Below are 25,306 nucleotides of genomic sequence, written 5' to 3'. Positions count from 1 at the left end.
AGGCGGCCTGGCCGGCGCTCAGCTCCAGAGACGCTCGACCAGCCAGCCGGCGGTGGCGCAAACGCCTACCCAGGCGGCAAGACAGGTGGCAATAAAGCGATAGCTCATCTCGGTACGGTCAACAAAGTTATGACGGGGACGTGAATTTTTCGCTGGATCATACATCCATTCATGAATGTATGTAAGCGAAAGAATAGATTCCTTACGACTATCGCGGGTATGTTGTTGTGCATAAGGCACACGCTCGCAATACCGGCCCCCGCTTCCTGACCCAACCCAAACCCGCCCCTGATGCCATCGGGGGATGCCGCGGCACGCGCACGGGTCTCTGCTACCCTTGGGCCTGCCCGCCCGCTGCCGGACGATTCATCAGGATTTCAAGCGCAACGCACGTATTCCCCATGCATACCCAAGACCTGTCCGCCTGGACCCACAGCCACGCCTTCGACGCCGGCAACCGCGCCGCGGAACGCGGCACGCGCCTGGTCATGGTGATCACCGCCATCACCATGGTGGCCGAGATCGCCGCCGGGCTCTGGTTCAACTCGATGGCACTGCTGGCCGATGGCTGGCACATGAGTTCGCACGCGCTGGCGATCGGCCTGTCGGCCTTCGCCTATGCCGCCGCGCGGCGCTACGCCGGCGACTGGCGCTTTGCCTTCGGCACCTGGAAGATCGAAGTGCTGGCGGGCTTTGCCAGCGCGGTGTTCCTGCTGTGCATTGCCGCGCTGATGGCGGCGGGCTCGATCGAGCGGCTGTTCACGCCACAGGCCATCCACTATCGCGAAGCAATGGGCGTGACCGCGCTCGGGCTGCTGGTCAACCTTGGCTGCGCGCTGATCCTCGGCGGCCATGCGCATGGCCACGATCACGGCCATGACCATGGTCACCATCACGGGCACGACCATGGCCATCACCACCATGACCTCAACCTGCGCGCCGCCTATGTGCACGTGCTGGCCGATGCCGCGACCTCAGTGCTGGCGATCGTCGCGCTGGCCGGCGGCTGGTGGCTGGGCTGGTCGTGGCTGGACCCGGTGATGGGGCTGGTGGGCGCGGTGCTGGTCGGCCGCTGGGCCATCGGCCTGATGCGCCAGAGCGGCACGGTGCTGCTGGACCGCGAGATGGACCACCCGGTGGTGGACGAAGTGCGCGAGGTGCTGGCCGGGCTGGATCACGGCGACGAAAGCACCCGCGTTTCGGATCTGCATGTGTGGCGCGTGGGACGGCAGCACTTTGCCTGCATCGTCTGCCTGGTCACGCATGATGCCGCGCTGACGCCCCTGCGCGTGCGCGAGGCGCTGTCGGTGCACGAGGAACTGGTGCACGTGACGGTGGAGATCAGCCGCTGCGATGGGGATCACTGAAGCGATCACTGAGGCGATCACCGAGGCGAGCGCAGCGGCTCGCCCCCGGCTAGCGGGGAATCAGCTCAGCTCGCACCACATGCACAGCGGCGGCGTGTCCGCGGCGCGGTGGAATTCGCTCGATGCCATGACCTCGGGCGGCAGCTTGGCGGCCGGCACCAGCGTAAAGCCGTAGCGCGCGAAGTAGCTGGGGCAGCTGGAGGCCAGCAGCACCGCGCGCCGCGCGCCGTTGGCGCGGGCACGCATCAGCGCGGCACGCACCACGTGGGTGGCCACGCCCTGGTCGCGGTGTTCTGGCAGCACGGCCACGGAACGTATCACCACGGTATCGCCGCAGCGCTCACCAGCCGCGCAGCCAATGATCTGTGCGCCAAGGATGGCAACGTGGAAATGCTCGAGCAGCCGCGGCACGCCGTCCACCGGCAGCCCGCACCGTTCCAGCACCTCTCCCACGGCGGGAGCGTCGGTCGGCACGGCCACGCGGATGCGCAGGTCTTTCATCATCTGGAGCCTCTGTTTGTCACACTGCCTCGCGATGGGAAACGCCATGGAAGCCCGTACATGGCGGTGCCGCCAACTGGCGGCACGGGTTGCATGCAGGCCGGCGGGCCTGTCGGGCAACATTACCTGATTCGCTGCCGTTGATCCATTGGGGATAAACGGGTGTCCGGAACCTTTGCGGCATACCGGTCAGCGCGGGCGCGACACAGCCCGCCGCAGTCATGGCGCTGGCCGATGACAGGCGTGTGAAAGAAAGGGGAGCGGAGAGATCGCGCGCGACTGCGCAGGTGCGCCGGGCGCAATGCGCCCGCGCAGAAAGATGGAGGCGGGGATCCGGAATCGAACCGTCGTACACGGCTTTGCAGGCCGTTGCATAACCACTCTGCCACCCCGCCGCTGACCTCGCACCGGAGCGGCGCGACGTGCTGCGGGCCGCAGTGTAGCGGGAAATGAAAATCTTTGCAGGAGACCGCGCGACGCGACGCGCCGGCTCAGCCCTCGATCTCGCCCATGGCCGACTGGATGTAGTTCTGCAAGCCGACCTTGCGCACCAGCTCCAGCTGCGCCTCGAGCCAGTCGATATGTTCCTCGGTGTCTTCGAGGATATCGACCACCAGCTGGCGCGAAACATAATCGCCGACCGACTCGAAATACTTGATCGCGTCCTTGCAGCTGGCCTGCGACACCAGCTCCAGCTTCAGGTCGCAGCCGAGCATCTCTTCGGTGTTCTCGCCGACCAGCAGCTTGTCGAGGTCCTGCAGGTTGGGCAAGCCGTCGAGCAGCAGGATGCGCTCGATCAGCTTGTCGGCGTGCTTCATTTCCTCGATCGATTCCTCGTACTCATGCTTGCCCAGCGCGCGCAAGCCCCAGTGCCGGTACATGCGGGCATGCAGGAAGTACTGGTTGATGGCGGTCAGCTCATGGCGCAGCTGTGCGTTGAGCAACTGGATCACCTTCTTGTCGGTCTTCATGGCACTCCCCCAATGCCCCTGTGACAGGGACATGCGATGTCGCGATGGCACGACCACAGCAACGCCACGGCGAATCAGCCGCCGTGACTTCATGGTAGTCCCGCACAGGCGGACATCAAGCAATCCGGGGCCGCGCCGCGTCGTTCTTGCCGCACGAATTCCTTATTTCTCGGCCTGCTTGCGGATGCGAATGCCAATGGTTTTTATTCGGCTTTCATAAGCGCCCTGCACGACATCGCGACAATAAAAAACGGGCGCCGCGGTGTTTGCCGCGGCGCCCGCCCTTGGCGTTGCCATCGTTGCAGTTCAGTCCAGCTTCGCGCCCGAATCCGCCACCAGCGTCTTCAGCACCGGCCAGTCGCGCGCATAGAGCGCCTGCGCCTCGGCCGGCGTACTGCCCACGGTGCGCAGCCCCAGCGTGACCATGCGCTCCTGCATCTCGGGGGTCTGCAGGATGGCGCGCACCTCGCTCTCGAGCCGGGCCAGGATCGGTGCGGGCACGCCCACCGGCGCCACCAGCCCGATCCAGCCGACGGTCTTGAAGGCGCTGTCCTGCATGCCGGCCTCGGCGAAGGTGGGCATGTCGGGCAACGCGCTGCTGCGCTGCGTGCCGGTCACCGCCAGTGCCTTGAGCTTGCCGCTCTGGATGTAGGGCTTGGCGGTGAGGATGCTGGCGAAGCCAAATTGCACCTGCCCGCCGAGCAGGTCCTGCAGCATCGGCGCCTCGCCCTTGTAGGGCACGTGCGTGGCCTGGCCGTGCACCAGCTTGCTGTAGTAGGCGCCGCTCAGGTGCGACAGCGAGCCCACGCCCCACGAGGCATAGCTCAGCTTGCCCGGCCGGCTGCGCGCGTAGTCGCCCAGCTCGCGCACGGTGCGCGCCGGCACCGACGGATGGGTCACCAGCACCAGCTGCGCGTCGGCCAGCACGCTGATCATGCTCAGATCCTTGCGCGGGTCGTAAGGCAGCTTCTGGAACAGGAACTGGTTGGTCAGCACCGACTGCGTCAGCGTCATCAGCAACGTGTAGCCATCGGGCGATGCCTTGGCCACGGCATCGGTGCCGATGATGCCTGAAGCGCCGGCCTTGTTGTCGACCACCACCGGCTGGCCCAGCCGCTTGCTGAGCTTTTCGCCCATGGCGCGGGCAATGGTGTCGGTGCCGCCGCCGGCCACATAGGGCACGACAATGCGGATCGGCTTGGCGGGGTACGCCTGTGCCGCGGCCGGCAGGGCCATGCCGAGCGAAAGCCCGGCGACCAGGCCACTAGTGGCCAGCGTCAGCCATGCGCGTCGGTTCATGTTGTCTCCAGATCGGTTTTGGTTTTGGTGGACAACCTTAGTAGGCTTGAGAACTTACGTCCAATGCAATATTTTTCAGTTTTTGATGCGGAAATGGTTTAATTCATGGGCCTGAGGCAACTGCATCACTTCGTCACGCTGGTCGAGCAAGGCAGCTTCGCGCGCGCCGCCGCCGCGCTGCACCTGTCGCAACCGGCGCTGACGCGCAGCATCCAGGCGCTGGAGTCCGAGCTGGGCACGCTGATCGACCGCAGCTACGGCAAGGTACGCCCCACCGCCGCCGGCACACTGGCGCTGGCGCGTGCGCGCCGCATGCTGCGCGAGCAGCGCGAGCTGCGGCGCGACCTGCAATTGCTGGAGGACGTGGAGATCGGCACGATCCGCGCCGGCTTCGGGCCGTTTGCGGCCTCGTTCCTGCTGGACCCGGTGCTGGAGGCGCTGGTGCGCCGCTATCCGCGGCTGCGCATCGACCTCGAAACCGCCGACACGCCCGCGATGCGGCGTTCGCTCGAAGCCGAGCAGCTCGACATCTTTGTCGGCGAAAGCCGCAGCCTGGCAGAACTGGCACACCTGCAGATCGACCGGCTGCCGGCACTGGAAACGGCATTCTTTGTGCGCAGCGGCCATCCGCTGACCCGGCAGCGCCGGGTCACGCTGGCCGACCTGCGTGGCTACCCGGTGGCCGGGACCCGGTTGCCGCCGCATATCGTGCGCTACTTCCGCCAGGCCCTGCACGAGGCCAGCGGCGGCAGCGGCTCGCTGCCCGAGGACGAGCCCGGGCTGATGAGCGTCACCTGCAACGACATGCACGCGCTGCGCACGCTGCTGCTGGCGGTCGATGCCGTGGCCCTGGTGCCAGTGGCGATGATGGCCGAGGCGTGCGCGCAGCGCCAGGCCGTGGCCCTGCCGATGCATCCGCCCACCGCGCTGAAGGCGCAATATGGCATCGTCACGCTGGCCGGGCGCACCCCGTCGCCGGCCATGCGCGTATTCGCGGCGCTGGTGCATGAAGCGGTGGCGCAGACCGGCGCCTAGTCAGGGCCGGCCGGCGGGGCGGGCCGGCGCGATGCGAGGCGTTCAGCCAGCAGCCACCGCGGGCTGTCCGGCCGGGACCTCCGCCGGCAGCCGCGCGGCCATGCGCTGGCGCGAGCGCTCGGGGTTGACCACGCACAGCCCGGCCAGCGCCGCCACCACCATCAGCGCGCCGCACAGCGCCAGCCCCAGTTCAAAGCCGCGCGCGCCAGGCACGTTCTGCACCAGCACGCCCGTCACCAGCGGCGCCAGCACGCCGGCCACCGACGACACCGAGGCATCGATCGCCAGCACCGCGCCGCGCTGCCCGGCCGGGACCACCTCGGCCAGCATCGCCGGGCCGAGCGAATAGATCGCCGGCGCGCACACGCAGGCCAGCACCAGCAGCCCCACGCGCATGGCGGGCGTGGTGTCCGGCCACAGCAGCGACAGGAAGAAGCCGCCCGCCAGCAGCAGCATGCCGGCCGAGACCCGGCCGCGCGCCACCCGCGACGACACCCCGCGCGCGAGCAGGCGTTCCGAGCACCATGCGATCGCGATCGTCAGCGGCAGGTTGGTGCCGACGATCAGCGCGAACAGCTTGCCGCTGACGGCATGGTCGAAGCCCAGCCCGCTTTGCAGGTAGGCCGGGATCCAGGTCAGGCACAGCGCCAGGCCCCAGTACGCCGCCAGCCGCAAGGCAAAGCAGCCCAGCACGGTGGGATCGCTCAGCAGCACGCGATACGGCAGCCGCTGCGGCGCGCCGGTGTCCGCGGCGCCGTGCGTGGCCGGGCGTTCGTCGAGCGTGCCTTCGCGCCCGAGCGCGATCCACGCCACCGCCCACACCACCCCCAGCACCGCCAGCAGGTAGAAGTTGGTGCGCCAGCCCCAGTGCGCCGCCACCGCCGGGATCAGCAGCCCGGCCATCACGATGCCGATGCCCGCGCCCTGCGTCAGCACCGCCACCGGCAGGTTGCGCCGGTTGTTCGGAAACCACTTGTAGCAGGCGTGGATCGCCACCGGCGCGGCCGGTCCTTCCATGAAGCCGAGCAGCACGCGCGAGGCGATCAGCACCGCCAGGCTCGACGACAGCGCGATCGGGATCTGGCACAGCGACCACGCCAGCGCCATCACGATCAGCAGCCGCGAGGTCGGCGTGCGGTTGGCGAGAAAGCCGCCCAGCACGCCCGACACCGCGAACAGCCAGAAGAAGCTGCTGCCGACCAGGCCGAACTGCGCCGGCGTCAGCCCCAGCTCCGCCATCATCGGCGCGGCCAGCAGGCCCACCACCATCTTGTCCATGGCGTTGACCACCAGGAAAAAGAACAACAGCACCGCGGTCAGCCACGCTCGGCGGGGTTGGTAGGATGGATTCATGCGTGTCTCCCGGAAGTAAGGGATGCCCGCCGCGGCAGGCATCGCGGTTCATTCATTGATGCGCCGTCCCGGCGCCGGCGCGGCCGATATAGCCGAACAGGTAGGCGCCGACCTTGCGCATCTGGATCTCGTCCGAGCCCTCGGTGATGCGGTAGCGGCGATGGTGGCGGTAGATGTGCTCGAACGGCTTGTGGCGCGAATAGCCCAGCCCACCGTGCACCTGCATCGCGGTGTCGGCGGCCTCGCAGCACAGGCGATTGGCGGTGACATTGCACATCGAGACCTTGTCCGACAGGCGTTTCTCCACCTCCCGCTTGGGCATCTGGTCCATTTGCCAGGCGGTCTGGCGGATAAACACGCGCAGCATCTCGGCGCGCGTGGCCAGTTCCACCAGCGGGAACTGGATGCCCTGGTTGCGCGCCAGCTCCTGGCCGAAGGGCTTGCGCTGGCGCGCGTACTTCACGCTCTCGCGGATGCAGTAGTCGGCCGCGCCCAGGCTGGCGGCGGCCTGGCGGATGCGGTTCTCGTGCACGAAATGCTGGGCGATGGCGAGACCCGCGCCGGGCTGCCCCAGCACGGCGTCGTCCGGCACCCAGACCCCGGTAAAGCTCACGCGCGGATGGTCGGTGGGCATGTTGAAGGTCCACAGGTACTCTTCCACGCGCACGCCTTCGCTGTGCGCCGGCACCAGGAACGCGGTGATGCCGCGGGCATCGCCATCCTCGCCGCTGGTGCGCGCGAACAGCACCACGTGCGTGGCGGTGTGCAGGCCGGTGGTCCACATCTTCTCGCCGTCGATGCGCCAGCCGGCGCGCCCGCTGCGCGCCTCCGGACGCGCGCGCGTGGCCATGTGGGTGGCGTCGGAACCGTGCTCCGGCTCGGTCAGGCCGAAGCTCAGCTTGACGGTCTCGTCGAGCATGCCCGGGATCAGCGTGGCGCGTTGCGCGTCGCTGCCGAAATCGCGCAGCACCAGCACGAACGGCTTGTTGCCGACGATCGAATGCTCGTTCTGCAGGTCGTTGTGCAAACCCAGCCCCCTGGCCGCCAGGTGCTCGCGGATCACGGCCATCCACAGGTTGCCGCCATCGCGGCCGCCGTACTCGGCGGGCAGCGCGAAGCGCAGGTGGCCGGCGCGGTCGGCGCGGCGGCGCGCCTCGGCCAGCAGCGCCTCCCATTCGGGGCGCGGCAGGCCCTGGTTGTCGAAGTCGGTGCGGGCCCACTCGCGGCGGTGGTCGAAGAAGCGCTGGTTGTCGTGTTCGGCCTGCAGCGGTGCGATCTCCGCCTCGATAAAGGCATCGAGCTCGGCCAGGTAGGCCGTCAGCTCGGCCGGCAGCTGGAAATTCATGGAAGCGTCTCCTCGGGATCCACAATCTGGCGATAGCTGCTGTACCCGGGCTGGTCGACGGCAAGCTTGGCCAGCGTGACCGCCCACAGGTGGTCGGCAAGCCCCGGCGTGGCGGCATCGAGGCGCCCGCTGGCGATGCCCTCGCACAGGCGCCGGTTCAGTTCGGCAAGCGTGCCGTCGGCGCCCAGCAGCGCGCGCACGCGCTCATGCTCGGCGGCCTGCGCCGCGGGCGCGAGGCGCAGCTCGCGCGCGACGATGTCGAGCACGTTGGCGGCCACGCGCGCGTCGAAGGCAGCGCGGCCGCTCAGGGCTGGGATCGCGGTGTCACGCGTGAAGGCGATCACAGCGTCGATCAGTTCCGCGGCGTGGGGGGTGTCTGGCATGGTCAGTCTCCGCAGGCCGGGCCGGCCGGCGCAGGCTCGCGCGGCAGCAGCAGGTCGAGCAGGTCGATCTCGGTTTCGGAACTGCGCCGGCCGATCGCGGCGCGCTCCACGCTGCGCGGCCCGCCGCCTTCCGGCGCGCGCGACATGGTCTGGCAGGCGACGCCCCACTTGAGCACGCCGAAGATCTCCCAGAAGCGCACGCGCCCGGCATCGACCGTGCCGCCCGCGTCGGCATAGCCGGCAAACAGCTGCTCACGCGTGCCGAAACCACCCACCGGCAAGCCGGTGCTGCCGAAGCGCCAGGAATTCACGCACAGCCAGCCCAGGTCCGTCATGGGATCGCCAACATGCGCCAGCTCCCAGTCCAGCACCGCGCGCAGGCCCGTCTCGTCGACCATCAGGTTGCCGTTGCGGAAATCGCCATGGACCAGCGTGGTGCGCCCGGTGGCCGGCGCATGGCGCTGCAGCCAGCGGAAGGCCAGCTCGAACACCGGCCGCTGCTCGCCCGCCACCCGGTAGCGCCGCAGGTAGCCCTCGACTTCTTCGGCGGCATGGCTCTCGCGCAGCGGCGGCAGCGCGGCCCGGTCGATGCCGTGGATCGCGGCCAGCGCCTGTCCGCATTGGTAGGCCAGCCCTTCGCGCGCCCGCGCCAGCCGCGGCTCGCGCACGATGCGGCCGCCCAGCGTCTCGCCTTCGATGCGGTCCATTACAAAGCCGGCGCCGATGCCGTCCTGCGGCGCCAGCATCGCCCGCACCACCGGCACCGGCACCCCGGCGGCGCCGGCCAGACGCAGCAGCGCGGCCTCGGCCGCCATGCCCGCCTGGATTGCCGAGACCGTCGCCGCGGGCCGCCCCCGCGCGCCGGGATCGCGCCGCAGGATCATAGGCGCCGGCCCGTGCGGTCCGGCCAGCGTGAACGACCAGGTCTCCTGGCTGGCGCCGCCAGACAGGCGGCGCAAACCGCCGATGCCGGCCTCGGCATCGAAGCCGGGCAACTCGCGACGTACGACGCGGCGCAGGCCGGCCAACAGGCTGGCTTCCGCGTCGGGGAGCGTGGAAGGGTGCATCGGTCTCCGGGCAGTCCCGCATGGTCGCGGCACCGCTGAATTGATAATCTCAATTATGTTTTTGGCGAGTATGGTGGCCTGATACAGTTCATGACATCAGTAAAAACACGGACAAGCAGAGGCATGCGGAATCACTTCCGCACCGAATCGGGGTCGTCATGAAAGAAAAGCTGATCGCGCTCGAGGGCCATGCCGGCTATGCCGCGCCGCGCTATTCCAGCGGGCTGCGCACCACCCACCGGCTGCTCGAGGCGGGCCGGCGGCTGCTGCGCGAACGCACGCTGGAACAAGTGCCCATCCAGGAGATCTGTGCCCGCGCCGGCGTCACCACCGGCGCGTTCTACAGCCGCTTCGACGGCAAGGACAGCTATTTCAAGGCGCTGCAGGCGCTGGCGCTGGCCACGCTGCGCCAGGCCATGGCGGCGCGCCTGGCGCAGCTCGATAACGCGCCGACGACGCTGGAAAACGCGGTGCGCACCATGGCGCGCGACAGCCGCATCTGGGCCTGCCGCAATGAAGGCGTGCTGCGCGCCTCGCTGGTGGTGCGCGCCACCACCGGCGAAGACCCGATCCGGCAGCTCAACCGCCAGTACATCATCGACCTGGCCTCGCGCCTGGCGCGGCTGCATCCGGCCGGTCCGTCGCCCGAGCTGGAAATGCGCATCCGCTTCGCCCACCAGGCGCTCGCCGGCACGCTGCTGTATGCGCTGATCAACCGCGAAAGCATCTATGCGCTGTCGGACCGCCGGCTGGACCAGGAAATGGCACGGGTGTTCCTGCTGGCGGTGGCGTAGCGGCGGTCAAGTCGGAGCCACCATGGAAAAGAGGCCCCGCAGGGCCTCTTCGCAAGGTGCAGCTGCAGCCGGCGCCGTGCCGGCTTGGCTTGCCTTACTCCACCGTCACCGACTTCGCCAGGTTGCGCGGCTTGTCCACGTCCGTGCCTCGCGCGCACGCCGTGTGGTACGCCAGCAGCTGCAGCGGCACCACATGCAGGATCGGCGAGAGGTCGCCGTAGTGCTCGGGCATGCGGATCACCTGGATGCCGTCGGACGACTGGATCTGCGTATCGCTGTCGGCGAACACGTACAGGCGGCCGCCACGGGCGCGCACTTCCTGGATGTTGGACTTGAGCTTCTCCAGCAGCGCGTCGTTGGGGGCGACGGTGACCACCGGCATGGCTTCGGTGACCAGTGCCAGCGGGCCGTGCTTGAGCTCGCCGGCCGGGTAAGCCTCGGCGTGGATATACGAGATCTCCTTGAGCTTGAGCGCACCCTCCAGCGCGATCGGGTAATGCAGGCCGCGGCCGAGGAACAGTGCGTTCTCGCGGCGGGCGAAGTCTTCGGACCAGGCGATGATCTGCGGCTCCAGCGCCAGCACGCCGTGCAGCGCGGCCGGCAGGTGGCGCAGGTTGGTCAGGGCCTGGGCCTCGGCCTCTTCGGTCAGCAGGCCGCGGGTCTTGGCCAGCGACAGCGTCAGCATGTAGAGCGCGGCCAGCTGCGTGGTGAAGGCCTTGGTCGAGGCCACGCCGATCTCGGTGCCGGCGCGGGTCAGGAAGCGCAGTTCGGTCTCGCGCACCATGGCGCTGGTGGCGACGTTGCAGACCGCCAGCGTATGGACGTGGCCGAGCGCGCGCGCATGGCGCAGCGCGGCCATGGTGTCGGCGGTCTCGCCCGATTGCGAGATCACTACCACCAGCGCGCGCGGGTTGGGCACGGTGTCGCGGTAGCGGTATTCGCTGGCGACCTCGACCTGGGTCGGGATTTTGGCGATGCTTTCGAGCCAGTACTTCGCGGTGCAGCCGGAGTAGTAGCTGGTGCCGCAGGCCAGGATCAGCACGCTGTCGATGCCGGCGAAGACCTCGGCGGCGTTGTCGCCGAACAGGTCCGGCGACAGGCCTTCGACGCCCTCGAGCGTGTCGCCCAGCGCGCGCGGCTGCTCGAAGATTTCCTTCTGCATGAAGTGGCGGTACGGGCCCAGGTCCACCGACGCGGCGTGGGCTTCGACCACGCGCGCTTCACGCTCGACCGGGTGGTCGCCGGCGTCGTGGATGGTCACGCCGTCCAGCGTGATCTCGACCACATCGCCCTCTTCCAGGTAAATGATGCGGTTGGCGGTGCCGGCCACGGCCAGCGCGTCGGACGCCAGGAAGGATTCGTTCTCGCCCAGCGCCACCACCAGCGGCGAGCCGGCGCGCGCGCCGACCACGCGGCCCGGCTGGTCCTTGGCAAACACCGCGATGGCGTAGGCGCCGTGCAGGCGCTTGGTGACCGCGCGCACCGAGGCGAACAGGTCGCCGCGCGTGGCGCTGCTGGGATAGCTGTAGGCCTGGTGGATCAGGTGGGCGACCACCTCGGTATCGGTCTGCGATTCGAAGCCGTAGCCGACCGCGCGCAGCTCTTCGCGCAGCGGCTCGTAGTTCTCGATGATGCCGTTGTGCACCAGCGCGATGGTCTCGCCCGACAGGTGCGGGTGGGCGTTGACGGTATCGGGCTTGCCGTGCGTGGCCCAGCGCGTATGCGCCACGCCGGTGAAGCCGGACAGGCCGGACGCCTGAGTCTGCGCGTCGAGGTCGGCGACGCGCGACACGGTGCGCGCGCGCTCGACCGCATCGTCGCGCACGACGGCGACGCCGCACGAGTCATAGCCGCGATACTCCAGGCGGCGCAGCCCTTCGATCAGGACCGGAACGATGTTGCGCGTGGATACCGCGCCGACGATGCCACACATGCTGAACCCCCGTTTGCTGGCGCCTGCCCGCAGGCCGCTGGCGCCGGTTTGAATCCTGTGGCGCCGCCAGTCTCAGGCGGCCCCTGGTACTTACTGCTTCGGCTGCTTGACCGGACGCTGCCAGGCGTCGATGGTCAGTTGCTTGGCCCGCGACAGCGTCAGCTTGTCGGCCGGGGCCTCCTTGGTGAGCGTGGTGCCGGCACCCAGCGTGGCGCCGCGGCGCACCGTCACGGGTGCCACCAGTTGCGTATCGGAGCCGATGAAGACATCGTCCTCGATCACGGTGCGGTGCTTGTTCACCCCGTCATAGTTGCAGGTGATGGTACCCGCGCCAATATTGACGCGCGAGCCCACCGTGGCGTCGCCCACATAAGCCAGGTGGTTGGCCTTGCTGTGTGCCGCCACCTGTGCATTCTTGACCTCGACGAAGTTGCCGATATGCACGTCCTCGCCCAGCTCGGTGCCGGGGCGCAGGCGCGCGTACGGCCCGATGCGGCCGGCGGGCCCGATTTTGGCCTCATCGATATGGCAGAACGGGTGCACCTGCGCGCCGGCGCCGACGGTGCTGTTGCGGACCACGCAATGGGCGCCGATGCGCACGCCGTCTTCCAGGTGAACGCGGCCCTCGAACACGCAGCCGACGTCGATGGTGACATCGCGCCCGCAGGTGAGCTCGCCGCGCACGTCGATGCGGGCCGGGTCCAGCAGCGTCACGCCGGCCTCGAGCAGGCGCCGGGCCTGGTTGCCCTGGTGGATGCGCTCGACCTCGGCCAGCTGCAGCTTGCTGTTGACGCCCAGCGTCTCCCACACCGCCGCCGGCTGGGCCGAGACCGTCTCGACGCCGTCGGCGACGGCGCGCTCGACGGTGTCGGTCAGATAGTACTCGGCCTGGGCATTGTCGTTGCGTAGCGTCGACAGCCACTTGCGCAGGTGGCCGGTCGGGCACACGATAATGCCGGTGTTGATTTCGCGGATGGCCTTCTCGGCTTCGCTCGCGTCCTTCTGCTCGACGATGCGGACGATGCTGCCCGCCGCGTCGCGCACAATGCGGCCATAGCCGGTTGGGTCGGGCATTTCCACGGTGAGCACACCAAAGCGTTGAGCGCCGGCCTCGGCCACCAGTGCCTGCAGCGTCGCCGCGCTGGTGAGCGGCACGTCACCGTAGAGAACCAACGTAGGCTGGTTGTCGTCCAACAAGGGAAGTGCCTGCATCACCGCATGGCCCGTGCCCAGTTGCTGGGCCTGCTCGGCGAAGGCGACATCGTCAGCGGCCACCGCCTCGCGCACGCGCGCGGCGCCGTGGCCGACCACGACCACCAGCCGCGATGGCGACAGCGCACGGGCCGTATCCAGGACATGCGCGAGCATGGGCCGCCCGGCTACCGGGTGCAGCACCTTGGGCAAATCGGAATACATCCGCTTGCCCATGCCCGCGGCGAGAATGACGATATTCACAAGGAGACCCCTAAGTGAGTGTGTCCGAAAATATTCTGGAAAACGCCGTCCGGGTGTTTGGCCCGGTGTTTGGCAAAGTGCGCCGCCGGGGCTTGCCCAAGCCTGCCGCCGGGCCAGCGCATCTTCCCGCAAACCCTTGCCAGGACTTGGCTGGCGGGCAGCGAGCGGGCCCGGTTCCAATGCGCGGCGATTTTAACATGGCGCATTCTGCGCAACAGACCGTGGTTTCCGAATTTCACAATTGCTGGGCGCGGCGTATTTTGGTGATTGTGGGCGCCGCGGCGCTGTGCGCATGCAGCGCCATGAAGCTGGGTTACCAGCAGGGCGACCGCCTGGCGTACTGGTGGATCGACAATTATGTCGACGTCAGCGCAGCGCAGGAGCCGCTCACGCGCGAGGCGATCGCGCGCTTCTTTGCCTGGCACCGCAAGGCACAGCTTCCGGAAATCGCCAACCTGCTGCAGGAGGCCAAGGCCGACGTGCGCCAGCCGCTCACGCCGGCAAAGGTCGCGCACTTCCAGGACGCCTCGCAGGAACTGGCGCGCCGGTCTTTCGAGCAGGCCATGCCCGACATGGCCGACCTGCTGCTGACGCTGACGCCTGACCAGATCGCGCGCATGGAAAAGAAGTTTGCCGAGGGCAACGCCAAGTACCGCAAGAAATTCCTCAATGCGGATCCGGCCGAGCGCGAAGAAGCGCGCTACGACAAGGTAATGGAGTACGCCCGCCTGGTCTACGGCGGCTTCTCTCCCGAGCAGGAAAAGGCGATCCGCGCCAAGGTTGGTCCGGTGGTGCAGAATGCCGAGGCGCGCTACGCCGAGCGTGTCGCGCGCCAGCAGGAATGGATCAAGATGGTGCGCTACGTGCAGGCCACGCAGCCGCCCAAGGCGCAGGTGATCGACCTGCTGCGCCGCTTCCGCGAATACTGGCAGAACCCGCCTGCCCGGCACGCCGCCAGCCACGAAGCCGGCAACAACGCCGGCATCGCGCTGACCGTGGCGATCGCCAACCTGACCACGCCGGAACAGAAGGCGCATGCACAGGAGCGCTTCCAGAAATGGATCGACGACACGCATGCGCTGATGCGCGAGAAGGCGAATGCGCCGGTGCAGTCGGCCGCGGCGAACTGAAGCCGCATCGCCCTGACGCAAAAAACGCCCGCGCATGCGGGCGTTCTGCCATCCGGCTGCAGCAGGACTTACTGCGTCCCAGCCGGCTCCGCCGCCGGCGTGCGCTCGAAGCGCACGAACTCCATGCGGTTTTCGTCCAGGCTGCCGGCAAACGTCAGCGGCTGCTGCTGGAACGTGGTTTCACCGAACAGCGAGGCCTCGTCGACCTTGGCCAGGCCGGTCGCCAGCCCGGTGAACGGGAACAGCTCCGTATCCGCCAGGTGCGACGGCACCACGTTGCGCAGCGCCGAGAAGATATTGTCGATGCGGCCCGGGTTCTGCCGCTCCCACTCCTGCAGCATCTCGCTGACCTTCTTGCGCTGCAGGTTTTCCTGCGAGCCGCACAGGTTGCACGGGATGATCGGGAATTCCATCGCGCGCGCGTACGACGCGATGTCCTTCTCCGAGCAGTACGCCAGCGGGCGGATCACGATATGCGCGCCGTCGTCGGTGGCTAGCTTGGGCGGCATCGCCTTCATCTTGCCGCCGAAGAACATGTTCAGGAAAAAGGTGTTGACGATGTCGTCGCGGTGGTGGCCCAGCGCGATCTTGTTGGCGCCCAGCTCCTTGGCGGTGCGGTAGATCACGCCGCGGCGCAGGCGCGAGCACAGCGAGCAGGTGGTCTTGCCCTCGGGCACCTTCTCCTTGACGATCGAGTAGGTGTCCGCCTCGACGATCACATATTCCACGCCGACCGACTTCAGGTATTCCGGCAGGATGTGTTCCGGGAAGCCGGGCTGCTTCTGGTCCAGGTTCATCGCGATCAGCTTGAACTTGATCGGCGCGCGCTTCTGCAGCGCCATCAGGACCGACAGCATGGTGTACGAGTCCTTGCCGCCACTCATGCAGACCAGCACGGTGTCGCCGTCCTCGATCATGCCGAAGTCGCCGATGGCCTTGCCGGTTTGCGATTGCAGCCTCGTCTCGAGGCGATAGAAGTTGTTCGAGTGGCTCATGGAGCATCCTGTTGCGTGGCGCCCGCCGGATGGAATGGCCGGCGCGGCGCGAGGGGCAACATTTTACTTTAGGCGCCCGCGCACTGCAGCGGGCGCCCGCAGGACCGCTCAGGCCTGCTTGATATGGAACACCTCGACTCCGACCGAATCGCAATCCGGGTAGACGTCGGGCTTCTCGGTCGACACGCGCACGGCCCGCACCTTGGGATGCTTCAGCATGGCGCGCGCGACGTCGTCGCACAGCGTTTCCTGCAGGTGCACGTGGCCCTGCGCCATGCGCGCGGCCACGGTGTTGCGCATGAAGTCGTAGTCGACCACTTCGTCGAGCTTGTCCGCCTGCGGCGTGCATTCCTCCAGCGGCACGAACAGGTCGATATTGATCAGCACGCGCTGCTCGCCCTTCTTCTCGAATTCGTGCACGCCGATATTGATCTGGACTTCGTAGTTGCGCAGGAACATGCGTCGGCAGTCTTGCAGGCTGGGGTGGGAAAGGGCGGCGAGCATGGTCATGGGCGGAAAACGAAAGGGGGAAGTGTAAGGCGGGGGTGCCGCGCCGGTCAGGCGCGGCCGATGATGCAGGTCATTCGGTGAGGAACATCACGTCGCGCGCCAGCGGCATCAGGTGCTGGCCGCCGTCGACGTAAAGCGTGGTGCCGGTGACGGCGCGCGCCTGCGCCAGGTAGGCCACCGCCTGGGCGATGTCCTCGGGCGTGGAAGACTGGCCCAGCGGCGTCACGCGATGCGCGCGGCGGAAGCTCTGCTCCGACTGCTCGCCCGACACCAGCGTGATGCCCGGGGCCACGCCCACCACGCGCAGGCGCGGCGCCAGCGCCTGTGCCAGCTGCACCGTGGCGGTCTGCAGCGCGGCCTTGGAGAGCGTGTACGAGAGGAAGTCCGGGTTCAGGTTGTCGAGCTTCTGGTCGAGCAGGTTGATCACCACGCCGCGAGGTTCGACCGACTTCTCGGCGGCCTTGCTGGCGCCATCCGGGCCCGCGGCCGCGGCCAGCGCCTTGTGCAGTTCGCGCGCCAGCAGCAGCGGCGCGGCCACGTTGGTGCGCATATGCGTATCGAGCGACGCATAGGAAAAGCTGGTGGCGACGTCGTACTGGAACAGCGAGGCATTGTTGACCAGGCAGGTCGGCACGCCCAGCGCGGCGCTGCAATCGGCCACCAGCCGGCTGGTGGCGGCCTCGTCGGCCAGGTCAGCGCGCAGCACCGCGGCGCGGCGGCCCAGCGCCCGGATCTGCGTGGCGAGGGCTTCGGCCTCGTCGACCGAGCGATGGCAGTGCACGGCCACGTCCCAGCCCTGCGCCGCCAGTTCCAGCGCGATGGCGCGGCCAAGCCGGCGCGCGCCGCCGGTCACGAGGGCCACGCCGCGGGCGGCGGGCTGGCCAGCCGTATGGCCAGCCGCATGGCCAGCCGCATGGCCAGCCTGGCTGGCGGAAGTATCGGTTGCGGGCATTGCTACAATCGCAGGATGCAGAAAGCCGCTAGTTTACCCCTTCCCCCCGCCGACGCGCAGGCCGCTTCCGATACCCTTACGGCCCGTATTGGCGAATCGATCGATGCGGCCGGCGGCTGGATCGGCTTCGACCGCTACATGGCACTGGCGCTGTACGCGCCCGGCCTGGGCTATTACAGCGGCGGCTCGGCCAAGTTCGGGCGCGATGCCCGCGACGGCAGCGACTTCATCACCGCCCCCGAGCTGAGCCCGTTCTTCGCCCGCACGCTGGCGCGCCAGTTCGCGCCGCTACTGGCGCAGGGGATGCCGCGCCTGCTGGAATTCGGCGCCGGCACCGGCCGGCTGGCGGCGGACCTGCTGCTGGGGCTGGAACAGGAAGGCCAATTGCCCGACACCTACGCCATCGTCGAACTGTCGGGCGAGCTGCGCGCGCGCCAGCAGGACACGCTGGCCCGGCGCGCGCCGCACCTGGCCGAGCGCGTCACCTGGCTCGATACGCTGCCGGCCACCTTTGAAGGCGTGATCGTCGGCAATGAAGTGCTGGATGCGATGCCGGTGCAGCTGTATGCGCGCCGCGACGGCGGCTGGCATGAGCGCGGCGTGGCGCGCGCCGCGCCGCAGGGCGATGGCGGCGCGCCCGCGTTTCGCTTCGAGGACCGGCCACTGGCCGATGCCGACGTGCCGGCGGCGCTGCGCGCCATCCCCGGCGACCACGATCTCGTCACCGAGACCCATGCCGAGGCAGAGGGCTTTACGCGCGCGGTCGGCGCCATGCTGGCGCGCGGCGCGGCCTTCTTCATCGACTACGGCTTTCCCGGCAGCGAGTACTACCACCCGCAGCGCGCCGGCGGCACGCTGATGTGCCACTACCGCCATCATGCGCACCCGGATCCGTTCCTGTACCCCGGCCTGCAGGACATCACCGCGCACGTCAATTTCAGCGGCATCGCGCATGCCGCGGTGGAATCAGGGCTGATCGTGGCAGGCTTTGCCTCGCAGGCGCGCTTCCTGATGAATGCCGGCATCACCGAGCTGCTGATGGCGCTGGACCCGTCCGACGCGCGCGCCTTCCTGCCGCAGGCCAATGCGGTGCAGAAGCTGCTGTCCGAGGCCGAGATGGGCGAGCTGTTCAAGGTGATCGCGCTCACGCGCGGGCTCGACCGCGGACTGGAAGACAGCGAGCCGCTGGCCGGCTTTGCCCGCGGCGACCGCTGCCACGCCCTGTAAGGGCACCGGAGCCGCCATGCTGCGCTGGACCCTGACCATCTTCCTGAGCGTGATCATCCTGTCCGCGGCGCTGCCGTGGCTGCAGAAGGTCGGGCTGGGCCGGCTGCCCGGCGATGTGCGCTTCCGCGTGTTCGGGCGCGAGTTCGTGCTACCGTTCGCGTCGACGATCCTGATCTCGCTGATTGCGCTGGTGATCGGCAAGCTGCTGTAGCGCCTGCGTCCGCCAGCCAGGACGGACTCATTCGCCCGGCTGCGCCCCGAGCCGCTGCGCCACCGCCGCCACGCGCGCGGCATGGACCCGGTCCTTGATCTGTGCCACGTCATCCGCGCAGGCACGTGCGATGGCCCCCGCATCGACCGACGCCGCGGCCTCGCGCGCCGCCAGCAAGCGCGCGGCCTGCGGGTAGTCGCTGTGCTCGAATCCCTTGCGCCCGCGCTTGTCGGCCTCGCAGGCCTGCAGCGCCTGGGCGAAACGCGCGGGCTTGCGCAGTGCATCGCAGCGCTCCAGCAGCCGCACCACGGCGGCGGCGCTGAACTCCAGCGAGCGGTGGATATTGCCGTGCTCGCGCGCCACCACCACCGCCAGGTCGCGGCACTCGTTGGGCACGCGCAAGCGCGCGCAGACCTCTTCCAGCAGCTTGACGCTGCGCAGCTCGTGGCCGATATGGCGCGGCAACACGTAGTCAGGCGTGGTGCCCTTGCCCAGGTCATGCACCAGCGCGGCAAAGCGCACCGGCAGCGGCGCGCCCAGTGCCGCGGCGCAGTCGATCACCATCATCACGTGCACGCCGGTATCGACCTCGGGGTGGAAGTCGGCGCGCTGCGGCACGCCCCACAGCCGCTCCAGCTCGGGCAGCAGGCGCGCCAGCGCACCGCATTCGCGCAGCACCTCGAACATGCGCGACGGCCGCGCCTCCATCAGGCCGCGCGCCAGTTCCTGCCACACGCGCTCGGGCACCAGCGCATCGACCTCGCCCGCGGCGACCATCTCGCGCATCAGGCGCATGGTCTCGGCGGCGACGTTGAAGTCGTGGAAGCGCGCGGCGAAGCGCGCCAGCCGCAGGATGCGCACCGGGTCTTCGGCAAAGGCGTCGGAGACATGGCGGAACAGGCGCGCGGCCAGGTCGCGCTGGCCGCCGTGAGGATCGATCACGGGCCCGGTCAGGTTGCCGTCGGCATCGACCGCGCGCGCCATCGCGTTGATGGTCAGGTCGCGCCGGACCAGGTCGTCCTCGAGCGTGACATCCGGCTCGCAGTAGAAGGCAAAGCCCTTGTAGCCCATCGCGGTCTTGCGCTCGGTGCGGGCCAGCGCGTATTCCTCCTGCGTGCGCGGATGCAGGAACACCGGGAAATCCTTGCCGACCGGGCGGTAGCCGGCGGCTTCCATCTCGGCCGGGGTCGCGCCGACGACCACGTAGTCGCGGTCCTGGCTGGGCTTGCCCAGCAGTTCGTCGCGGATCGCGCCGCCCACGGCATACACCTGCATGGTTGTGGCCTTTTCATGCGCCGGCACGGGTCACCCGCTAGTGGCCGGTGCCGGCGTGATTGCTAGTGGGTGACGATTATCGCATCGGCACGGTCCGGGGCCAGGCGGTACGGTTCGTCGTCGGCCAGGAAGTCGCGTTCCTCGCGCGCGCCGGCAATCCATTGCTGCAGCGCCGGCAGCGCCAGCATGAAATCGGCATAGGCCTTGGCGTCTTCGCGGTCGTCCGGCAGGTGGATGCCGTAGGTGGCGAAGCGGCTCACCACCGGCGCAAAGAACGCGTCGGCGACGGTGAAGGTGCCGAACAGGAACGGCCCGCGCTCGCCATGCTGCTTGCGCAGCCCGTCCCAGATCGCGGCGATGCGCTCGACCTCGCGCTGCACCGCGACGTTCCAGCCACGGCCGGGCAGCACCGCGGTCACGTTCATCGGCAACTGGCTGCGCACGTTGCCGAAGCCCGAATGCATCTCGGCGCAGACCGCGCGCGCCACCGCGCGCTGGGCGGCGTCGGCCGGCCACAGCTGCTTCTCGGGAAAGCGCTCCGCCACGTATTCGGAGATCGCCAGCGAATCCCACACGGTGACGTCGCCGTCGACCAGCACCGGCACCTTGCCCGCGGGCGAGTAGCGGGCGATCTCGGCGGCGAAGCTGCCGGTGAACAGGCGCACCTGCACTTCCTCGAAATCAATGCCGGCCTGGCGCAGCAGCAGCCACGGGCGCAGCGACCAGGAGGAATAGTTCTTGTTGCCGATGACGAGCTTCATCGTGAGGTCCTTGGGGGAGGAAACGGAGGGAGATACGGCACGGACGCGGGCCGCGATCCACGCGCCGCGGCCCCGCGGGACGGCGGGGAAGCCGCGCGCCGGACCAGTCATTTTGCCAGCGCGGCCGCCCGCGTCAAAGTGAAATGCGCTCGCAACCGATATGAAATCCGGTCACATAGGCCGTGCCGCGGCTGGCGCCTCAGCGGTGCACGCTGGCGCGCATGTGGGTCAGCGCGGCATCGCGGTTGCGCCCGGACAGCGCGTCGGTCATGACGGCCTCCAGGTGTACGGGATGCAGGTTCAGTTCCGGCGCCAGCGGGCGCTCCAGCACATTGTCCAGCTGCATCGAATCCAGGTTGTCGCGCGACAGCAGCGGCTCGCCCGGCATATGCTCCATGACCGCGGCCTGCACCCGCGCCAGCGCATCGGGCAGCGCGATCACCGGGCGCGGATGACCCGAGGCGCGCCCGGCAAAGCGCACCAGTTCCTCCAGCGTATAGACCTGCGGCCCGCCCAGCTCATAGCCATGGCCGATGGTGGCCGGGTTCACCATGGCGTTCAGGTAGGCCTGCACCACGTCCTGCACGAACACCGGCTGGAAGCGCGCATGCGCGCACGCCAGCGGCACCACCGGCGCGAGCTGCTGCATATGGGCGAACAGGTTGAGGAAATGGTCGTCGGGGCCGAACACCACCGAGGGCCGGAAGATGGTCCAGTCCAGCCCGCTGGCGCGCACGATGCGCTCGCCGTCGCCCTTGCTGCGCAGGTACATCGACGGTCCGTTGCTGTCGGCGCCGAGCGCGCTCATATGCAACAGCCGGCGCACGCCCGTGGACAGGCATGACGCCACAATCTGCCGCACCAGTTCCACATGCGCGCTGGCGAAGGCCTCGCCGTAGGGATCGGCGCGCTCGCCGTGCAGTACGCCCACCAGGTTGACGACGATGCCGTCGACGCCGAGCGAGCCGATCGCGTCGTCGAGCGCGGCATTGTCGGCCAGGCCCAGTTCCACCACCTCGACGCGCGGCAGCAGCAGCAGGTGCTGCGCATGCTCGACATTGCGCGTACCGACCACGATGCGGTCCGGGGCGATGGGGGAATCGGGATTGGCGCCGGGTTCCAGCGGCGCGCCCGAGGCCGAGGCGGCGCCGGCCAGGCGCGAGACGAGATGGCTGCCGATAAAGCCGGCGCCACCGATAACGAGGACGTTGCTGGTCTGCATGTTGCCTCCGTGCCAGGAAAGAAGCACGCCGCGGCACCCGCGCCAGCCCGGGCCTGCTGCGCTACGCCGGCAGGCCCGTCGTGCCCGCCCCATGCCGGGGCGGGCGGACCAGAACAGACGACTTCAGGGCAGGCTGGTGGTGGTCACCGCCGACGGCGCGACCGTGCCCAGGCGCGACTTCAGCGACTGCGGCCGGCCACTCATCAATGCAGCATAGTACGTAGCGTTGGAAAGCACATTCTTCACATAGCCGCGCGTTTCATTGAACGGGATGGTCTCTGCAAAGATCGCGCCTTCCACCGGCCGCGCCAGCGTGCTGCGCCAGGCCTTGGGCCGGCCCGGGCCGGCGTTGTACGCGGCCGAGGCCAGCGTCCACGAGCTGTCCAGGTCGGTCAGCACCATGTTCAGGTAATTGGTGCCGAGCTGGATGTTGATGGTGGGATCGCCCATCATCGACGGCGAAAAGTCGCTCATGCCGATCTTGCGCGCCACGTATTTTGCCGTGGCCGGCATCACCTGCATCAGGCCATGCGCCCCCGCCGACGAGCGCGCATTCATGATGAAGCGCGATTCCTGGCGGATCAGGCCGTACACCCATGCCATGTCCAGGCCGACCTCGTCGGTGGCGCGCTGCATGATGTCGCGGTACGGCATCAGGAAGCGCAGCGCGAAGTCATGCTCGTTGCGGGTGCGGTCGGCCGAGTTGACGGTACGGTCGAGCAGCTCGAGGCGGCGCGCATATTCGGCCGCGGCCAGCAGCTCGCGGTCGCTCATGTTGCGCAGCTCCCAGTTCCACTCGCGATTGCCCTCGAAGCGCAGGTTCATGGCGTAGAACTTCTGCGCGCGCTGAAAACCAGGGCGCGCGCGCATTGCCATGGCCTCGGCGTCGCTGACGGTGGTGCGCGGCGGCAGCGTGATGCGGTTGCCCAGTTCCTCGCTGGCGAGCTGGCCGTAGAAGTTGAACTGGCCGGCAATCTGCTGGAAGTTCTGCTGGGCCTCGGTGTCGCGGCCATCAACCTTGAGCGCGCGGCCGTACCAGTAGGTCCAGGCGGGGTCCTTGGCGCGCAGCTCCGGGCGCATCAGCTCGACCGCCTGGCGCACCTGTTTCCAGTCGCCCTGGCGCAGCGCGGCGCGCACGCGCCATTCCTGGGTGTCGTCGGACAGCCACTGGTTGCCGCCCAGGTCCATCTGGCGGCGATAGTAGCCGGCCGCCTCGGGCAGCAGCTTCTTGGCTGCGAACTGGCCGATCACACCCCACGCCGCACCCTGCTCGTCGCGCGACAGCGTGCCCTGGGCCGTGGCCAGGTAGGCCGCCGCCTGCGACGGGTCCGAGCGCGCCATCTTGACGATGGTGGCCAGGGTGTCGCCGTCCACGCGCGCGTCAGGCAGCAGCGCGGCGATCTTGCCGGCCAGCGTGACGTAGTTCTGCTCCAGCGCCAGGCGCGACTGGAAGGCCACGTCGCTGCGCTGGATCTGCTGGCTCTGCGCCAGGTAGCCGATCAGGTCGACGCAGCCTTCGCCGTAGTATCTGGGATCGCTCAGCACGTTGCGCGCATCGGCAGCGACGTTCTGGCCCTTGAGCGCGCGCGACAGCAGCGCATAGCACTCGACCTGGGTATCGTCCTTGAGCGCGAACTGCGGATACTCCGCATCGAAATTGGCCCAGTCGCGCTTCTTGCCCAGCACCAGCAGCCAGTCATTGCGCATGCGGTCGGCAATCGCGTCGCCCTTGTAGCGCTGCAGGAACACGCGCACCTGGTCGTCCGGCGCATCGATACGGGCCAGGCCGCTGGCGTCGAACAGCTGCGGCTTGATGCGGAAGTACTCGACATAGGACGGCACCGGGTAGTCCACCAGCGTGGCCGAGATCGCGTAGGCGCGTTCGACGTCGTTCTTGCGCGCGGCTTCGCGCAGCGCGGTGAAGGCCTCGTCGGGATCGCTGGGGATCACCGTCGACGGCGCGCGCGTGACCGCCTGCGGGCGCTTCTGCGCGTGGACGGGCGTGACAAGCAATGCACATGCAAGCGCGATCCAGGCGGCCCGCCCTGCACGCTGCAGATATACTCCCTTCAGCATTCTTCTTCCTTGTCGATGACGGCGGCGCCCGCGCCTGCACCGTGTGCCGAAAACCGCGGCGCCGCCGTCCGTGTTGGTTCGGACGAGGGCATTATCCCACGCCATGTCTTCCATTCCTGCGACTAGCTCCATCCCTGCCGACGAGCGCCGCGCGCTGCGCGCGCAACTGCTGGCGCAGCGCGCCGCCCTGCCCGCGCGCGCCGCCGCCGATGCCCGCATCGCCGCCGCGCTGTCCGAACTGCTGGCGGGCCTGGCGGTGCGCTGCCTGGGCTTCTACTGGCCGATCCAGCAGGAGTTCGACGCGCGCGCCGCGGTGGCGCAGTGGCTCGCCGCCGTGCCCGGCCGCCATGCCGCGCTGCCCTCGGTCAGCCGGCCCGGCACGCCGCTGGATTTCCACCTGTGGGCGCCGGATACGCCCATGGCCACCGGCCACTACGGCATCCCGGTGCCCGACGGCACCGAGGCCGCCATGCCGGATGCGCTGATCATTCCCTGTGTCGGTTTCAGCCCGGACAAGTTCCGCCTGGGCTACGGCGGCGGTTTCTACGACCGCACCCTGGCAGCGATGGCGCAGCGCCCGCTCGCCATCGGCATCGGCTACGACGCCTGCCGCATTGCGCTGCAGGCGCAGCCGCATGACATCGCCATGGACTGGATCGTGACGGAGTCGGGCGCGTTCTAGCCCGGAGCGGGCCCGGTGCCCTGCACCAGCTCATCGACCAGCGCGCGCATGCAGCGCCAGTGCGAGCCTTCCCAGAACACCCGCAGGCAGCGGTCGCAGGTGACGAAGCTGCGATGGCGCGCCAGCACACCGTCGGGCACGCGCCCGGCCGCGCCGGACGCATCCAGCGCGCGCAGCGGCGCATTGCAGTCCAGGCACAGCGAAAACGGCCGGGCGCTGCGCGCCAGGTCCAGCCGCGCGAAGATCTCGCGCACCTGCTGGCGCGACTTGAGCGCGCGCACATAGCAGCCGTGCGTGATGCCGCGCCGCTTGAGCAGCTCGCGGTCGCGCGTCAGCACGATGCGGCCCTCGTCGACCGCGATGCGCTCGATCTCGCTGTCTTCGAAATGGTTGTCGTAGAGCGTGTCGAAACCGGTCATGCGCAGCAGATGCGCCAGCCCGCCCAGGTGGGCGTCGGCGACAAAGCGCATCACGCGCAGCGGCTGTTCGCGTACCCGCAGCAGCGGCGACACGTCGATCCGTTCGAACTTGGGATAGACCGAGACCCGGTCGCCATCACGCAGCTGCCGCTCGAACCCGCTCGACTCGCCGTTGACCAGGATCAGCTCGACCTCGGTATGCGGCACCCCCAGCGCCTCGATCATGTGCTTGACCGTGGCGGCGCGCGCGCACACGCACGACAGGTCGCGCCGGCGCTGGTCCGGCGCGAGGAAGTCGTTCAGTTCTTCGTAGAAGCGGAAGGTGGCGGTGACCATGGGGCGA

General features: G+C 68.7%; 24 protein-coding genes and 1 tRNA gene. 7 read left to right on the top strand and 18 right to left on the bottom strand.

The features are described 5' to 3' along the window. Positions 1-401 precede the first annotated feature (401 nt). Positions 402-1,367 carry a CDF family Co(II)/Ni(II) efflux transporter DmeF gene (gene dmeF, locus ACEI37_RS12160; protein WP_373379102.1) on the top strand — a complete coding sequence of 322 codons (966 nt, stop codon included), beginning with the start codon at positions 402-404 and terminating at the stop codon, positions 1,365-1,367. A 60-nt stretch (positions 1,368-1,427) separates the two neighbouring features. Here the strand turns inward: dmeF and ACEI37_RS12155 are convergent, their stop codons facing one another. The 4 genes from ACEI37_RS12155 to ACEI37_RS12140 all read right to left on the bottom strand — a co-directional run bounded on the left by ACEI37_RS12155 (position 1,428) and on the right by ACEI37_RS12140 (position 4,138). Next, a complete protein-coding gene (locus ACEI37_RS12155; RefSeq protein ID WP_062796456.1) occupies positions 1,428-1,871 on the bottom strand; it encodes a GNAT family N-acetyltransferase in 444 nt (147 codons plus the stop codon). A 317-nt stretch (positions 1,872-2,188) separates the two neighbouring features. After that, positions 2,189-2,263: transfer RNA gene (locus ACEI37_RS12150), tRNA-Cys, on the bottom strand. Positions 2,264-2,359: 96 nt separating this feature from the next. Next, complete coding sequence (bfr, locus tag ACEI37_RS12145) at positions 2,360-2,839, bottom strand: bacterioferritin (RefSeq protein WP_373379101.1); 480 nt, start codon at positions 2,837-2,839, stop codon at positions 2,360-2,362. Between the two features lie 306 nt (positions 2,840-3,145). Next, on the bottom strand, positions 3,146-4,138 hold the full coding sequence (locus tag ACEI37_RS12140; RefSeq protein ID WP_373379100.1) for a Bug family tripartite tricarboxylate transporter substrate binding protein: 993 nt from the start codon (positions 4,136-4,138) through the stop codon (positions 3,146-3,148). 105 nt (positions 4,139-4,243) lie between these two features. Between ACEI37_RS12140 and ACEI37_RS12135 the strand changes: the two genes are divergently transcribed. Continuing rightward, on the top strand, positions 4,244-5,173 hold the full coding sequence (locus ACEI37_RS12135; protein ID WP_373379099.1) for a LysR family transcriptional regulator: 930 nt from the start codon (positions 4,244-4,246) through the stop codon (positions 5,171-5,173). A gap of 42 nt (positions 5,174-5,215) precedes the next feature. Here ACEI37_RS12135 and ACEI37_RS12130 read toward each other — a convergent pair whose 3' ends face one another. The 4 genes from ACEI37_RS12130 to ACEI37_RS12115 are packed head-to-tail and all read right to left on the bottom strand — an operon-like array spanning position 5,216 to position 9,321. Beyond that, a complete protein-coding gene (locus ACEI37_RS12130; RefSeq protein WP_373379098.1) occupies positions 5,216-6,526 on the bottom strand; it encodes an MFS transporter in 1,311 nt (436 codons plus the stop codon). 52 nt (positions 6,527-6,578) lie between these two features. Then, the gene (locus ACEI37_RS12125) at positions 6,579-7,871 is read right to left on the bottom strand and encodes an acyl-CoA dehydrogenase family protein (protein ID WP_373379097.1); all 1,293 of its coding nucleotides are present in this window, start codon (positions 7,869-7,871) and stop codon (positions 6,579-6,581) included. After that, positions 7,868-8,254 carry a DUF6285 domain-containing protein gene (locus ACEI37_RS12120; protein WP_373379096.1) on the bottom strand — a complete coding sequence of 129 codons (387 nt, stop codon included), beginning with the start codon at positions 8,252-8,254 and terminating at the stop codon, positions 7,868-7,870. Before ACEI37_RS12120 ends, ACEI37_RS12125 begins: the two co-directional genes overlap by 4 nt. Before the next feature lie 2 nt (positions 8,255-8,256). After that, a complete protein-coding gene (locus ACEI37_RS12115; protein ID WP_373379094.1) occupies positions 8,257-9,321 on the bottom strand; it encodes a phosphotransferase family protein in 1,065 nt (354 codons plus the stop codon). 158 nt (positions 9,322-9,479) lie between these two features. On the opposite strand from ACEI37_RS12115, the gene ACEI37_RS12110 reads away from it, so the two are divergent. Beyond that, positions 9,480-10,115 (top strand): TetR/AcrR family transcriptional regulator, encoded by a 636-nt coding sequence (locus ACEI37_RS12110; protein ID WP_373379093.1) that lies wholly within the window; start codon positions 9,480-9,482, stop codon positions 10,113-10,115. A gap of 94 nt (positions 10,116-10,209) precedes the next feature. Here ACEI37_RS12110 and glmS read toward each other — a convergent pair whose 3' ends face one another. Together glmS and glmU are read right to left on the bottom strand one after the other, a co-directional pair. Further along, a complete protein-coding gene (glmS, locus tag ACEI37_RS12105) occupies positions 10,210-12,048 on the bottom strand; it encodes a glutamine--fructose-6-phosphate transaminase (isomerizing) (RefSeq protein ID WP_373379092.1) in 1,839 nt (612 codons plus the stop codon). 90 nt (positions 12,049-12,138) lie between these two features. Then, a complete protein-coding gene (glmU, locus tag ACEI37_RS12100; RefSeq protein ID WP_373379091.1) occupies positions 12,139-13,503 on the bottom strand; it encodes a bifunctional UDP-N-acetylglucosamine diphosphorylase/glucosamine-1-phosphate N-acetyltransferase GlmU in 1,365 nt (454 codons plus the stop codon). Positions 13,504-13,805: 302 nt separating this feature from the next. Between glmU and ACEI37_RS12095 the strand changes: the two genes are divergently transcribed. Continuing rightward, positions 13,806-14,633 (top strand): DUF6279 family lipoprotein, encoded by an 828-nt coding sequence (locus tag ACEI37_RS12095; RefSeq protein WP_373379090.1) that lies wholly within the window; start codon positions 13,806-13,808, stop codon positions 14,631-14,633. Between the two features lie 68 nt (positions 14,634-14,701). On the opposite strand, the gene ttcA is transcribed toward ACEI37_RS12095, so the two are convergent. The 3 genes from ttcA to ACEI37_RS12080 all read right to left on the bottom strand — a co-directional run bounded on the left by ttcA (position 14,702) and on the right by ACEI37_RS12080 (position 17,090). Further along, entirely contained in the window at positions 14,702-15,628 is a 927-nt protein-coding gene (gene ttcA / locus ACEI37_RS12090; protein ID WP_111521703.1) for a tRNA 2-thiocytidine(32) synthetase TtcA, read from the bottom strand. Between the two features lie 108 nt (positions 15,629-15,736). Further along, positions 15,737-16,138: a dihydroneopterin aldolase gene (locus ACEI37_RS12085; protein WP_082818824.1), complete on the bottom strand. Its 402-nt coding sequence runs from the start codon at positions 16,136-16,138 to the stop codon at positions 15,737-15,739. 70 nt (positions 16,139-16,208) lie between these two features. After that, positions 16,209-17,090, bottom strand: coding sequence for an SDR family oxidoreductase (locus tag ACEI37_RS12080; RefSeq protein WP_373379089.1), 882 nt, complete (start codon positions 17,088-17,090; stop codon positions 16,209-16,211). A gap of 15 nt (positions 17,091-17,105) precedes the next feature. Between ACEI37_RS12080 and ACEI37_RS12075 the strand changes: the two genes are divergently transcribed. Together ACEI37_RS12075 and ACEI37_RS12070 are read left to right on the top strand one after the other, a co-directional pair. Next, positions 17,106-18,317 carry a class I SAM-dependent methyltransferase gene (locus tag ACEI37_RS12075; protein WP_373379088.1) on the top strand — a complete coding sequence of 404 codons (1,212 nt, stop codon included), beginning with the start codon at positions 17,106-17,108 and terminating at the stop codon, positions 18,315-18,317. A 16-nt stretch (positions 18,318-18,333) separates the two neighbouring features. Continuing rightward, positions 18,334-18,528, top strand: a complete 195-nt coding sequence (locus ACEI37_RS12070) for a DUF2905 domain-containing protein (protein WP_012351539.1) — start codon at positions 18,334-18,336, stop codon at positions 18,526-18,528. 27 nt (positions 18,529-18,555) lie between these two features. Here ACEI37_RS12070 and ACEI37_RS12065 read toward each other — a convergent pair whose 3' ends face one another. The 4 genes from ACEI37_RS12065 to ACEI37_RS12050 all read right to left on the bottom strand — a co-directional run bounded on the left by ACEI37_RS12065 (position 18,556) and on the right by ACEI37_RS12050 (position 23,862). Then, a complete protein-coding gene (locus ACEI37_RS12065) occupies positions 18,556-19,803 on the bottom strand; it encodes a multifunctional CCA addition/repair protein (protein WP_373379087.1) in 1,248 nt (415 codons plus the stop codon). Positions 19,804-19,865: 62 nt separating this feature from the next. Then, on the bottom strand, positions 19,866-20,564 hold the full coding sequence (locus ACEI37_RS12060) for a glutathione S-transferase family protein (RefSeq protein ID WP_373379086.1): 699 nt from the start codon (positions 20,562-20,564) through the stop codon (positions 19,866-19,868). Between the two features lie 199 nt (positions 20,565-20,763). Next, positions 20,764-21,786 carry a complex I NDUFA9 subunit family protein gene (locus tag ACEI37_RS12055; RefSeq protein ID WP_111521698.1) on the bottom strand — a complete coding sequence of 341 codons (1,023 nt, stop codon included), beginning with the start codon at positions 21,784-21,786 and terminating at the stop codon, positions 20,764-20,766. Between the two features lie 123 nt (positions 21,787-21,909). Further along, on the bottom strand, positions 21,910-23,862 hold the full coding sequence (locus tag ACEI37_RS12050; RefSeq protein ID WP_373379085.1) for a transglycosylase SLT domain-containing protein: 1,953 nt from the start codon (positions 23,860-23,862) through the stop codon (positions 21,910-21,912). A 103-nt stretch (positions 23,863-23,965) separates the two neighbouring features. Between ACEI37_RS12050 and ACEI37_RS12045 the strand changes: the two genes are divergently transcribed. Further along, positions 23,966-24,544, top strand: coding sequence for a 5-formyltetrahydrofolate cyclo-ligase (locus ACEI37_RS12045; protein ID WP_373379084.1), 579 nt, complete (start codon positions 23,966-23,968; stop codon positions 24,542-24,544). Here the strand turns inward: ACEI37_RS12045 and ACEI37_RS12040 are convergent. Further along, positions 24,541-25,299 (bottom strand): Mut7-C RNAse domain-containing protein, encoded by a 759-nt coding sequence (locus tag ACEI37_RS12040; protein ID WP_373379083.1) that lies wholly within the window; start codon positions 25,297-25,299, stop codon positions 24,541-24,543. The two genes, ACEI37_RS12045 and ACEI37_RS12040, sit on opposite strands and share 4 nt — an antisense overlap. Positions 25,300-25,306 lie beyond the last annotated feature (7 nt).

The organism is Cupriavidus nantongensis, assembly GCF_041726985.1.
Classification (GTDB): domain Bacteria; phylum Pseudomonadota; class Gammaproteobacteria; order Burkholderiales; family Burkholderiaceae; genus Cupriavidus; species Cupriavidus nantongensis_A.
Note: the sequence above shows the minus strand (reverse complement) of the source record. Positions and strands in the feature narration are given on the sequence as shown.